The following is a 12016-nucleotide window of genomic DNA, read 5'->3' as shown; positions in this document are numbered from 1 at the left end:
CACTGCTCGTCCGAGTGGTTCGGCGGAATAGCCGGGCGGGTTGACTCCTTGGGGAGGACATTCGAAGTCACAAATCCGAGGAGCGCGAGAACACCATGCGAGCGATCACCTTCTCCGCCTACGGCGGGCCGGACGTCCTGCAGCTGTCCGAGGTGCCGGTGCCCGAGCCCGGCCCGGGGCAGGTACGGCTGGCCATCCGGGCCGCCGGGATCAACCCGATCGACTGGAAGATCCGCAACGGCTACATGCAGCAGAATTTCCAGGTCTCCTTCCCGCACACTCCCGGTGTCGAAGTGGCCGGTGTCGTCGACGCCGTCGGCGAGGGCGCGGAATTCGCCGTCGGGGACGAGGTGTTCGGCTGGTCCGAGACCGGCGCGTACGCCGAGTACGCGCTGGCGAAAACGCTTGCGCCGAAGCCTGCCGGCATTTCGTGGGCGGACGCGGCGGCGTTGCCGGTCGCCGGCGAGACGGCGCTTCGCGTCCTCGGGCTGCTCGAGGTCCGCGAAGGCGAGACGCTGCTGGTCCACGGAGCTAGCGGCACGGTCGGGCGGTTCGCCGCGCAGGTGGCCGTCGCCAAGGGACTGACCGTCATCGGCACCGCCGGCAGCCGGAACCTCGATGACCTGAAGTCGCTGGGCGTCGTGCCCGTGCTCTACGGCGACGGCTGGGCGGACCGGGTTCGTGAGGCCGCGCCCGCGCCGGTGGACGCCGTGTTCGACACGACCGGACACGGGGTGCTGCCCGGGTCGGTCGAGCTGCGGGGCACGAAAGACCGGATCGTCACCATCGCCGACGGTGCCGCTTTCGAGCTCGGCATTCCGTTCTCGAGCGGAGGCGAGCAGTCGCGTGAGGTCCTGACCGGCATCGCGAGCTGGGTGACCGACCACGGGGTCCGCATCGCCCAGGGCAAGAGCTATCCGCTCGCGGAAGCCGCCGCCGCACAGGTCGAGAGCGAAGACGGGCATCCCGGCGGAAAGCTCACGCTCGCTGTCAGCTGAACGAGCCGGCGTCTCCGTCCGGCCGACGAAGGCCAGGGCCGAACCGCCCGAGTACGGCGAACGGGCCTGTCATCGGATCACGACGACAGGCCCGCGCTCACAAGACCGCGAACGCCTCACAACCCGGGCCTGTCGCCGGATCGCGGCGACAGGGCCCGGATCACTTCGCGGGAGGCGAAGCCAGGGGGACCGGCTGGGGACGCGGGGTCCGGCGCCGCTGCTGGGCCGGGATCTTCACCGTCCCCAGCGCCGAATGCACCGACGCCTCGGCGAGCGCCGCCAGTTCACGACGGTTCTCCGCGCGCCCAGGGGCGATCTCCGGGCAGATGTGGATCTCGAGCACCAGCCCGCGCAGCGCCGCGACCCGACGCAGGGACGCGATCAGCGACTCCGGGCCGATGAACGCCGGGCGGCTCGTCTCGCGGCCGTCCGCGAGGCGGTACCTCAGCGCGAGCGGGCGGACCGGGACGCCGCCGTCGATGGCCGCCTGAAACGTCGCCGTCGTGAAGCGGCCGGACGCCAGGCCGCACCACGTGGTTCCTTCGGGGGTCACGCTCACCAGCGAGCCCGTCCGCAGCGCGTCGGCCAGCGACGCCATCGTGGCCGGCAGCGTCGTCAGCCGCTCGCGGTCGAGGAAGATGCTGCCGCCGCGGCGGACCAGGCCGCCCAGTACCGGCCAGCCCGCGATCTCCTTCTTGGCCAGCGCGCGCATCGGCCGCAACGCGTTGATCGCGACGATGTCCAGCCACGAGATGTGGTTGTTGACCACCAGCGCGCCACGGCCGGCGGGCGCGGTCAGGAAGTCCTCGCCGCCGTGAACGTCAAGCCGGACGCCGAACGCCCGCAGCACGCCGCGGAAGATCAGCCGGATCCGGCGCTCGCGCCCCCACGACACCAGCAACAGGGGCGCCGACAGCAGCGCCGAAAGAACGACGAAGATCGCCGCGGTGAAGCGCAGCACGCGCCGCGGGAAACCGACCACCGGCTCGCCGTCGGTCAGACATCCGTCGCCGCACGGCGAGGCCGGCATCCAGGCGTGCCTCATACCTGGACTCCGAGGAAGAACTTCAGGTACCGCTCGTCGACGTTGTGCAGGTCCAGCACGACGAAGAAGTCCGCGACGCCGAAGTCGGCGTCGAGCGCGGGCGGTCCGTAGGTCTTGGCGCCGAGCCGGACGTAGCCCTTGATCAGCGGCGGCAGGATGGAACGCGCGGGACGTTCGATCCCCGACGCGTCCCACGGGATCAGCGGCGAGACGCGCGTGGCCTCGTTCGAGTAGTGCTTGGTGCGCAGGACGTCCCAGACGCCGGCGGCGAACGAACCGCCGTCCACCAGCGGGACCGACGCGCAGCCGGCGAGGTAGCGGTGGCCGGAGAGCAGCATGTACCGGGCGATGCCGGCCCAGACCAGGCTGACGACGGCGCCGCTGCGATGGTCCGGGTGCACGCACGACCGGCCGGTTTCGACCAGGGACGGACGAAGAGCGTCGAGCGCGCTCAGGTCGAACTCGCTGTCGGCGTAGAGCTTCCCGGCCTGCACGGCGCGGTCCGGCGGCAGCATCCGATAGGTGCCGACGATCTCGCCCGTGTTGTCGTCGCGGACCACGAGGTGGTCGCAGAACTCGTCGAACTCGTCGGCGTCGAGGCCGGCGATCGGCGAGTGCAGCCGCGCGCCCATCTCTTCGGCGAAAACTCGGTGACGCAGCTTCTGCGCGGCGACCACTTCTTCGTTCGCGTGGGCGACGAGAAGGGAGTACCGGGGAGCGTCCGAGGGAAGGTCGGCACCCGCCTGATCAGTGCTGACGAGGAGCTGTGACGTCGTCATGGTCAAGGTTTACCCGCGCGGAGGAAACCGCGGAGAGTGCCATCCGATGACCGATTAGTGCACGTTCAGTTAATGGCGGGTTCTCAGGCTTCTCTCAGGTCCCGGAAACGCGCGAAGGGCCTTCCGGGGTGGTCCCGGAAGGCCCTTCGGAGCGATCGATCAGCCCTTGCGCTTCTCGACCGCTTCGGTCAGCTGCGGCGCGACGTTGAACAGGTCGCCGACGATGCCGAAGTCGGCGATCTCGAAGATCGGCGCCTCCGCGTCCTTGTTGACGGCGATGATCGTCTTCGACGTCTGCATGCCGGCCCGGTGCTGGATCGCGCCGGAGATGCCGAGCGCGATGTACAGCTGCGGCGACACGGTCTTGCCGGTCTGGCCCACCTGGAACTGCGCCGGGTAGTAGCCGGAGTCGACGGCGGCACGCGACGCGCCGACAGCCGCACCGAGCGAGTCGGCCAGCTTCTCGACGACGTCGAACTTCTCCGCCGAGCCGACACCACGGCCACCCGAGACCACGATCGAGGCCTCGGTCAGTTCGGGGCGGTCACCGCCGGTCACCGGCTCGACGCCGGTGATCTTGGTCGACTTCGCCGCGTCGGTGGCGGGGAGCTCGACGGCCTCCTCGGCCGCCGCACCCTCGGCCGGCTCGGCCTCGACCGCACCCGGGCGGATGGAGACGATCGGCGCGCCCTTCGCGGACTTCGACTTCACCGAGAACGCGCCACCGAAGATGGACTGGTCGATGACGCCGTCGCCGTTGACGCCCACGGCGTCGTAGATCAGGCCGGAGCCCAGGCGCACGGCCAGGCGGGCGGCGACCTCCTTGCCCTCACCGCTGGCGGTGACGAGCACGGCGGCCGGGGACGCCTGCTGCGCCAGCGCGGCGAGCACGTCCACCTTCGGCGTGACCAGGTAGTTCGCGGCGTCGTCACCTTCGGCGACATACACCTTGGCGGCACCGTGGGACGCAAGCGCCTGCTTCGCCTTGGCGGCGGTCCCGGTCGGGCCGACGACGACGGCCGACGGCTCACCGAGCGCGCGGGCCGCGGTCAGCAGCTCGAGTGTGACCTTCTTGACCTCACCGTCGACGTGGTCGACGAGGACGAGTACTTCAGCCATGTTCTTGATTCCTCCTCGAAGAGCCGTTGTCAGATGAGCTTCTGGCCGACCAGGTACTCGGCGACCTTGGTACCGCCGTCACCCTCGTCCTCGACCTTCTCGCCGGCGGTGCGCGGCGGCTTCGGCGAGGATTCGGTCACGGTGGACCACGCGTTGCCGAGGCCGACCTCACCCGCGTCGACACCCAGGTCGGCGATGGTGAACGTCTCGACCGGCTTCTTCTTCGCGGCCATGATGCCCTTGAAGGACGGGTAGCGCGGCTCGTTGATCTTCTCGCCGACGCTCACCACCGCGGGCAGGGTCGCCTCGAGGCGGGTGAGACCGTCCTCCGTCTCGCGGACGGCCTTGATGGTCGTGCCCTCGACCGTGACCTCACGGGCGTAGGTGACCTGCGGCAGGCCGAGGAGCTCGGCGAGGATCGCGGGGATGGCGCCACCGCGGCCGTCGGAGGACTCGTTGCCGGCGATGATCAGGTCGTAGCCTTCGACCTTCGCGATCGCGGCGGCGAGCACCTTGGCGGTGGCGATCGCGTCGGAGCCGTGCAGCGCCTCGTCGGAGACGTGGATGGCCTTGTCGGCGCCCATGGACAGCGCCTTGCGGATGGCGTCGGTCGCACGGTCGGGGCCCACCGAGATCACGGTGACCTCGCCCTCGCCGGCTTCCTTGATCTTAAGCGCCTCTTCGACGGCCTTCTCGTTGATCTCATCGAGCACGGCGTCGGCGGATTCGCGGTCAAGGGTGTGGTCGGACCCGTTGAGCTTGCGCTCCGAGTAGGTGTCCGGTACCTGCTTGACCAGGACGACGATGTTGGTCATGGGTCTTCTTCGACCTCCCGGTTGTGGCCCGCGGACGCACCACGGGTCAGTGCTCTACTGGCCGGTAGATTAGGGCCAATCGGCGCTCAGGACCCGCCGAGGTGACGCCATTCACCTGGATGCGCAACCTAATGGGACCATCGTCCCGGTAGTCGACCGGTTACCCCACCCGAACTGCCGTTCGTCCGATCGGACCAACCACGGCCTACTCGCAGTGGGTGTAAGGCATTAACCTCCCCCACCATGCCCTCGCGCATCGCCGTCATCACCGACTCGAGCTCCTGCCTGCCCGACGTCGTCGCCTCCCGCTGGGCCATCGGAGTCGTCCAGATCCAGCTGAACCTGGGTGGTCACTTCGACGACGAAAACCGCTTCGACCGCGGCGAGGTGATCGACGCCATGAGAGAGGGGCACGTGATCACCACTTCGCCCCCGGATCCGGGGGCGTTCTTCTGGACCTACCAGGAAGCGGCCGCCTCCGGCGCGACCGCGATCGTCAGCATCCACATCTCCGGCCGCATGTCCGACACCGTCCGCGCGGCCCGGGAGGCCGCCCAGCAGGTCCGCATCCCGGTGCACATCCTCGACAGCCGCACGACCGGGATGAGCCTGGGCTTCGCCGCGGTGTCGGCGGCCCGCGCGGCCGCGGCGGGCGCGGACGCCGACCGGGTCATCGAGGCCGCCGAACGCCGGTGCTTCACCAGCACCGAGTTCATCTACGTCGACACGCTGGAGTACCTCCGCCGAGGCGGGCGGATCGGCGCCGCCCAGGCGATGGTCGGCACCGCGTTTTCGATCAAACCGCTGCTCACAGTCAAGGACGGCGAGGTCGCGCCGCTGGCCCGCGTCCCCGGCACGCGGCGGGCGCTGGCCAAGATGGTCGATCTCGCGGTCAAGAAGTCCGGTGGCTTCCGCGCCGACATCGCCGTCACCCGGTTCGGCGCGAGCGACCACGAACTCGAGATCGGCCGGCAGATCGAACGCCGGGTGCCGGCGATGGCCGAGAGCATGGTCGTCGAAGCGAGCACGGTCATCGGCGCGCACCTCGGCCCGGGCGCGCTCGGCATCACGGTGTCACCGGTGTACTGACCCGGCGACCCGGAATCACCAGCAGCACGAGCGGCACCAGCACGGTGAGCCCCGTCAGCGCGATGATGAGCACCTGGTCGATCGTCTCGAAATGCGAAACGTGCCCGAGGTGGTACACGAAGTGCGGAACGCTGTAGAGCAGCGCCGCCACCGAAGCCAGCCGGGCCGCGGCTGTGGTGCCGATCACGGCGGCGCCGATCAGCGTCGCCGCGAGCGCCAGGTTGAGCCCGCCGAAGTCGCGCAGCAGGTGCTCGTTGAAGGGGCCGTCCATCGAAACCCAGCCCGTGCGGACGCCGGGAAAGTCCTGGTAGAAGCCGGTTGGTGTGATCAGTGGCCACAGTCCGATCGGGACCTCGATCAGGCCGAAGAGGACGAGCAGAACGCGGGTGATTGTCCGTTGCATGACCACGGAACGAGACGGCCGGGCCGGACGTGACACCCGCTAGGGTCGCGGAGGTGACCACCCCAGCCACCCGGGCCGAGGCGCTGCACCTGACCGGCGAACGGACCGTCCCCGGCATCGCCGAGGAGAACTACTGGTTCCGCCGCCACGAGGCCGCCTACCTCGCCCTGCTCCCCCACTGCGCGAACGCGACAGTGCTCGAAGCCGGCTGCGGCGAGGGCTACGGCGCGAGCCTCCTCGCGACCACGGCCCGCCGGGTGCTCGCGCTCGACTACGACGTGCCGACGACCGAGCACGTCACTCGCCGCTACCCCGAGGTCGCCGTCGCGCGGGCGAACCTGGCGTTCCTGCCGGTGCGCGACGGTGCTGTCGACGTCGTGGCCAATTTTCAGGTCATCGAGCACCTGTGGGATCAGGCCGGGTTCCTCGCCGAGTGCCGGCGGGTGTTGTCGCCGGGCGGCAAACTGCTGGTCACGACGCCGAACCGGCTGACATTCACCCCGGACAGCGACACGCCGCTGAACCCGTTCCACACCCGGGAGCTGGCGCCGGCCGAGCTCGAGGGACTGCTCGTCGACGCCGGTTTCGACGTCGAAGCGCTCCACGGCCTGCACCACGGCGAGGCCGTCCGCACGCTCGACGAGCGCTACGGCGGGTCGATCATCGACGCCCAGCTCGACGTGGTCATGGGCTCGCTGCCCGGCCAGGCCGTCTGGCCGCAGGCGCTGCTCGCCGACGTCGCCGCGATCGAGGCCACCGGCTTCGACGTCCACGGCGACGACCTCGACGCCAGTCTCGACCTGGTCGCCGTGGCGGTGCGCCGATGAACGAAGGCACCTTTTGCCTCGTCGTGCACAGCCACCTGCCGTGGCTGCCGCACCACGGGAGCTGGCCGGTCGGCGAGGAATGGCTCTACCAGGCGTGGGCGCATTCGTACCTGCCGATGGTCGACCTGCTCGAGCGATTGACCGCCGAAGGCCGACGAGACGTGCTGACGCTGGGTGTCACGCCGGTGCTCGCCGCGCAGCTCGACGACCCGTACAGCATCCGCGCGTTCCACGACTGGCTCGGCCATTGGCAGCTGCGGGCCCAGCACGCGTCGACGTTGTGGCGGGGCGACCCGGTCCTGCGCGAGCTGGCGGCGGCCGAACACCGGACCGCGGTCCGCGCGGCCGAGGAGCTGGGCACCCGCTGGCGCCACGGCTTCTCCCCCATCCTTCGTTCGCTGGTCGACAACTCGACGATCGAGCTGCTCGGCGGTCCTTTGGCCCACCCGTTCCAGCCGCTGCTGGACCCGCGGGTGCGCGAGTTCGCGCTGAACGCCGGCCTGGACGACACGGCGTTGCGGATCGGGTCGCGGCCCGAAGGGATTTGGGCGCCGGAGTGCGGCTACGCGCCTGGTATGGAAAAGGACTACGCGGCCGCCGGCGTGCGGCGCTTCATGGTCGACGGGCCGTCGCTGCGCGGCGACACCTGGGCCGCGCGACCGGTCGGCGACAGCGACGTGGTCGCTTTCGGACGAGACCTCGAGGTCACCTACCGCGTGTGGTCGCCGAAGGCCGGCTACCCCGGTCACGCCGCGTACCGCGACTTCCACACCTGGGCGCACGAGGTCGGACTCAAGGCGTCGCGCGTCACCGGGAAGACGGTCGAACCGCCGGACAAGGCGCCGTACGACCCGTCGCTGGCCGCGGACGTGCTGGGGCTGCACGTCAAGGATTTCGTCGACACCGTGGTCACGCGGCTGCGTTCGCTGAAAAAGCAACACGGACGCGAGGCGCTCGTGGTCGCCGCGTACGACACGGAGCTGTTCGGGCACTGGTGGCACGAAGGGCCGGCCTGGCTGGAGGGCGTGCTGCGCGCGCTGCCCGAGGCGGGCGTCCGCGTGACGACGCTGAAGGGCGCGCTCGACGCCGGGCTCGTCGGGGAGCCGATCGCGCTGCCCGCGTCGTCGTGGGGGTCGGGCAAGGACTGGCGCGTCTGGGACGGCGAGCAGGTCAAGGACATGGTCGACGCCAACACGGCGCTGCAGGAGCGGCTCCTCTCGCTCGTTGCCGGTTTGCCGACCACGGCGCGGGACACCGTCGCCGACCAGGCCGTGGCCGAGGCGATGCTGGCGCTGGAGAGCGACTGGGCGTTCATGGTCACCAAGGACTCCGCCGCGGACTACGCACGCCGCCGCGCGGCGGTGCACACCGAGCGCTTCGACGCCTTGGCCGGATCGCTGCGACGCGGCGACCGCGCACGGGCCGAGGAGCTGGCGGCCGCCTACCGCGCCGACGACGGACCGTTCGGGCACCTCGACGCCCGGGCGCTGAAGCACGACTGAAAGGGACTCCATGGGGATCCACGAAATTCCGGTCAAGACGCTCGACGGGCAGGACAGCTCGCTGGCCTCGCTCGCGGGCAAGGCGCTGCTCGTGGTCAACGTCGCGTCGAAGTGCGGCCTGACCCCGCAGTACTCCGGCCTCGAGCGGCTGCAGGAGCGGTTCGGCGGTCAGGGCTTCTCCGTCGTCGGTTTTCCGTGCAACCAGTTCGCGGGGCAGGAGCCGGGCAGCGCGGAGGAGATCCAGACGTTCTGCTCGACGACCTACGGCGTCACCTTCCCGCTGTTCGAGAAGATCGACGTCAACGGCGACGACCGGCACCCGTTGTACACGGAGCTGACCAAGACGGCCGACGCCGACGGTGGCGCCGGCGACGTCCAGTGGAACTTCGAGAAGTTCCTGGTCGGTGCCGACGGCGAGGTCCTGGCGCGGTTCCGGCCGCGGACCGAGCCGGAGGACGACGCGGTCGTCAAGGCCATCGAGGCTGCGCTTCCGGCGTGACGAAGGCGGGGGACGGCTGTCCCCCGCCTCCCCCGGAATTCACCGGATCGACTGACCGCTGCGGCCATCCGGGTATCACGGAAACCGATCCGGAAATGATTCCCATGAGCCTTTGGCTCGAATCAGGGGTGATCAGCCTGCCCTTTTCCCATCCGCACGCCGAATACTTCTGTGGACGCCATTCCGGCGCCATCGTGCGGAGAAGAGATCATGGGATGAGTACCTCCAGACGACGGGCCACGCTGGCCGCGCTCCCTGTGGCACTCGGGCTGCTGCTGGCCGGACCCGCGGTGGGCACCGCGTCGGCCGCGCCGTCGTCCGACGCCGGCCAGGCCCGCCACTGCATCCTGTGCGTGGACCACCACCATCACCACCACGGGCACATCCACCTGCTGGGTCTGCACCTCGGACTCTGGCTGTAGATCCCGGTCGCGCCGGGGCGGAGTGCGGCCGCCCCGGCACGGCGCCGTTCAGAGGCCCAACTGCTCGCGTCCGACCGCGTTGAGGTCGTCGATCGTGGCGCGGCCGGTCCAGTTCACTTCGTAGTCTTCGGGTGCGAAATCGCCCGGGCTCGCGCCGGCCAGGAATGCGCGTCCGCATTTTTCGGCATAGGCGGCGTTCTTCGCGCAATGCGGGCTCGCCGGGATGTACATGACGTTTCCCCAGCGCTCCGGATTGGTTCCGTCGGCGACCGCGTGGACGACGTCGCCGTGCCACCAGACCGTGTCGCCCGGTTCGATCGCGGGGATCGAGGTCAGGGCGGGCAACAGGTCGTCGTGGTACTTGTCGCTCACCGGCAGGGCCTGGCCGTTGGCGGCGCCGCAGAGGTCGTCGTCGGGGATGTCGTCCTGCAGCGCTCGGAGCAGCACGTACGCCATCGCCGACGGAATCGGCACCACGTGCAGCACGCCGTCGCCCTGGTGCATTTCCGACAACGCCGTCCAGCCCTGGAAGGTGCGGAAGGCCGAGCACATGACCGTCGAGGGGTACTCATCGACTTCGGTGCGGTAAGCGCCGTCCCACGGGTCGTACTGGTGCCAGTTTCCGGCGAAGACGTGACGGAAGACCTGCTGGTAGGCGGGCAGCAGCCAGCGTTCGACCGAGCCCGAGTCGGTGTGGGCGGACAGGCCGAGCGATGCCGAGCCGGGCGGGCGCCGGCGGATGCGGTCGGGGTAGGCCGTGTCGCGATCGGGGTCGAACCACACGCGGCCCTCGGACTCGTGCCGCCAGAAGGAGTTGAGGAACCGCCGGACGGCGACCATGTGCTCGTGCTGCCGGGCCTGGATCTGCGGCTTCGACCAGTAGACCGGGTAGATCTGCGGCTGGCTCGACGCGAGGCCGGCGAAGACGTCGTCGGCCAGACCCTGGTAGGTCCCGGCGAAGTCGTTGTCGGCGAGGTACGCGGCCAGTTCGGCGTCCCAGGCTTCGGCCGTTTCGCGCGCGAAGGTGCCCTTGACGACGGCACAGCCACGGCGTCGGACGGCGTCGAGCGTGCGCTGCGGCACGGTCCCGTCGGCGATGTCGCGGTAGCGGACCACGGGGAAGGCGTCCGGGTCGGCGGCGACGGCATCGACCTCCCGCCGCATCGCGTCGCGCACCTCGGCGAACACACCGGCGACGTCGCCGATCCGGGCGCGCAGCTCGTGCTTGGTCCGCGAGATGGCCTCGGACATGTTCGTGGGCAGCTCTGTGGTCGTCATCGGTCTCCTTGATCTTTGGTTAGGACTCCTTACTAGAATGTCCCGGCTACGGTAACCCCTGTCCGTCTCCCGCCACAAGAGGTGCGATGTCCGACCCCGACCGGCCGCTTCCGCGCCTGGCGATGCTGCGGGCCATGACCGACCGCGCGGTGCTCGACCACGTCTTCGTCCACGGCCGGACCACGCGCGCCGAGCTCGCCTCGACCACCGGGATCTCGAAGCCGACGATTTCCGAGTCGGTCCGGCGGCTGGAGATGGCCGGCGCGCTGCGGGCCACCGGCACCGATCAGACCGGCCGCCGCGGCCGGATCGCCACGTTCTACGAGCTGGCCGCCGACGCCGGTCGCGTCGTCGCCGCCGAGGTCAACCAGCAGGGCGTCCGCACGATCACGACCGACCTCACCGGGACGGTCCTGGCCACCGAGCGGCACCTGCCCAGCGACCGGCCGGTGACGGCCGCGGTCCGGGACGCCGTCGCAGCCGCGAGCGGAGTGGGCTCGGGTCCGGTGCGGGCGATCGCGATCTCGGTGGCCAACCCGGTCGACCCGGTCACGCACGAGGTCGTCGCGCTGCCGGGGTCACCTTTTCCCGAGGGGGCGCTGCGGGCCGAGGAGATCGGGCGTGACGTTCTGCTCGACAACGACGTCAACTTCTCCGCACTCGCCGAACGACGGGAGGGCGCCGGGCGGGAGGCGAAGAGCTTTGCGTACGTCTACGTCGGCGCCGGGCTCGGTGTCAGTCTCTACGTCGGCGATCAGCTCGTGCGGGGCTCGCACGGACTGGCGGGCGAGATCGGGTACCTGGACAGTTCGGGGTCGACGCTCGCGTCGGCGCTCGCCGACCAGGGTTTCGGCAGGTCCGACGCGCCCTCTCTGGACGTCGACGCGATCTTGACCACGCTCGACCAGGCCGCCGTCGACGCCGTGGCCGCCGAACGGCTACGGCTGCTCGGCGCGACGCTCGGACGAGCCGTCGCCGCGATCTGCACGATCGTCGATCCGGACCTGGTGCTGCTGGGCGGCCCGGCGGGGAGCCGCCCCGGGCTCGTGGCCGAAATCCGGCGAACGGTCCGCGCGGCGGCGCCGGGACCGGTCCGGGTGGAGACGGGGGCGGTGACGGACTCGGCGGCCCTGCGCGGCGCGTTGTTGTCGGCGCTCGACCACGGGCGGGACGGCCTGGTCAAGACCGTCGCCGAAAGCTGACCACGGAACCGTCCAGGGCGAGATCGTCGCCCTGGACG

At 70.3% G+C, this 12016-nt stretch carries 13 protein-coding genes; 7 read left to right on the top strand and 6 right to left on the bottom strand.

Annotated elements, in window-relative coordinates; translation table 11 throughout:
* The first annotated feature begins 95 nt into the window (after positions 1–95).
* Positions 96–998, top strand: a complete 903-nt coding sequence (locus tag ACZ7OU_RS44005) for an NADP-dependent oxidoreductase (protein ID WP_470259835.1) — start codon at positions 96–98, stop codon at positions 996–998.
* Between the two features lie 160 nt (positions 999–1158).
* Here ACZ7OU_RS44005 and ACZ7OU_RS44000 read toward each other — a convergent pair whose 3' ends face one another.
* From ACZ7OU_RS44000 to ACZ7OU_RS43985, 4 genes are all read right to left on the bottom strand, one after another.
* A complete protein-coding gene (locus ACZ7OU_RS44000) occupies positions 1159–2043 on the bottom strand; it encodes a lysophospholipid acyltransferase family protein (RefSeq protein ID WP_470259834.1) in 885 nt (294 codons plus the stop codon).
* Positions 2040–2822, bottom strand: a complete 783-nt coding sequence (locus ACZ7OU_RS43995; RefSeq protein WP_470259833.1) for a GNAT family N-acetyltransferase — start codon at positions 2820–2822, stop codon at positions 2040–2042. Before ACZ7OU_RS43995 ends, ACZ7OU_RS44000 begins: the two co-directional genes overlap by 4 nt.
* 159 nt (positions 2823–2981) lie before the next feature.
* Positions 2982–3941, bottom strand: coding sequence for an electron transfer flavoprotein subunit alpha/FixB family protein (locus ACZ7OU_RS43990; RefSeq protein WP_470259832.1), 960 nt, complete (start codon positions 3939–3941; stop codon positions 2982–2984).
* 29 nt (positions 3942–3970) lie between these two features.
* Positions 3971–4756, bottom strand: coding sequence for an electron transfer flavoprotein subunit beta/FixA family protein (locus ACZ7OU_RS43985; RefSeq protein ID WP_470259831.1), 786 nt, complete (start codon positions 4754–4756; stop codon positions 3971–3973).
* Between the two features lie 243 nt (positions 4757–4999).
* Here ACZ7OU_RS43985 and ACZ7OU_RS43980 point away from each other — a divergent pair, with 243 nt between their 5' ends.
* Positions 5000–5845 (top strand): DegV family protein, encoded by an 846-nt coding sequence (locus ACZ7OU_RS43980; protein WP_470259830.1) that lies wholly within the window; start codon positions 5000–5002, stop codon positions 5843–5845.
* Here ACZ7OU_RS43980 and ACZ7OU_RS43975 read toward each other — a convergent pair.
* Complete coding sequence (locus ACZ7OU_RS43975; protein ID WP_470259829.1) at positions 5823–6248, bottom strand: hypothetical protein; 426 nt, start codon at positions 6246–6248, stop codon at positions 5823–5825. The genes ACZ7OU_RS43980 and ACZ7OU_RS43975 overlap by 23 nt on opposite strands.
* A gap of 53 nt (positions 6249–6301) precedes the next feature.
* Here ACZ7OU_RS43975 and ACZ7OU_RS43970 point away from each other — a divergent pair, with 53 nt between their 5' ends.
* The 4 genes from ACZ7OU_RS43970 to ACZ7OU_RS43955 all read left to right on the top strand — a co-directional run bounded on the left by ACZ7OU_RS43970 (position 6302) and on the right by ACZ7OU_RS43955 (position 9498).
* Positions 6302–7075, top strand: a complete 774-nt coding sequence (locus ACZ7OU_RS43970; protein ID WP_470259828.1) for a class I SAM-dependent methyltransferase — start codon at positions 6302–6304, stop codon at positions 7073–7075.
* A complete protein-coding gene (locus ACZ7OU_RS43965) occupies positions 7072–8577 on the top strand; it encodes a 1,4-alpha-glucan branching protein domain-containing protein (RefSeq protein WP_470259827.1) in 1506 nt (501 codons plus the stop codon). Before ACZ7OU_RS43970 ends, ACZ7OU_RS43965 begins: the two co-directional genes overlap by 4 nt.
* 10 nt (positions 8578–8587) lie before the next feature.
* Entirely contained in the window at positions 8588–9076 is a 489-nt protein-coding gene (locus ACZ7OU_RS43960; RefSeq protein WP_470259826.1) for a glutathione peroxidase, read from the top strand.
* Between the two features lie 215 nt (positions 9077–9291).
* The gene (locus tag ACZ7OU_RS43955) at positions 9292–9498 is read left to right on the top strand and encodes a hypothetical protein (protein ID WP_470259825.1); all 207 of its coding nucleotides are present in this window, start codon (positions 9292–9294) and stop codon (positions 9496–9498) included.
* Positions 9499–9546: 48 nt separating this feature from the next.
* Here ACZ7OU_RS43955 and ACZ7OU_RS43950 read toward each other — a convergent pair whose 3' ends face one another.
* On the bottom strand, positions 9547–10776 hold the full coding sequence (locus ACZ7OU_RS43950; RefSeq protein ID WP_470259824.1) for a YbiU family protein: 1230 nt from the start codon (positions 10774–10776) through the stop codon (positions 9547–9549).
* Between the two features lie 86 nt (positions 10777–10862).
* Between ACZ7OU_RS43950 and ACZ7OU_RS43945 the strand changes: the two genes are divergently transcribed.
* A complete protein-coding gene (locus tag ACZ7OU_RS43945; RefSeq protein ID WP_470259823.1) occupies positions 10863–11978 on the top strand; it encodes an ROK family transcriptional regulator in 1116 nt (371 codons plus the stop codon).
* Positions 11979–12016 lie beyond the last annotated feature (38 nt).

The sequence above is a fragment of the Amycolatopsis sp. NPDC114505 genome (assembly GCF_055633615.1).
Note: the sequence above shows the minus strand (reverse complement) of the source record. Positions and strands in the feature narration are given on the sequence as shown.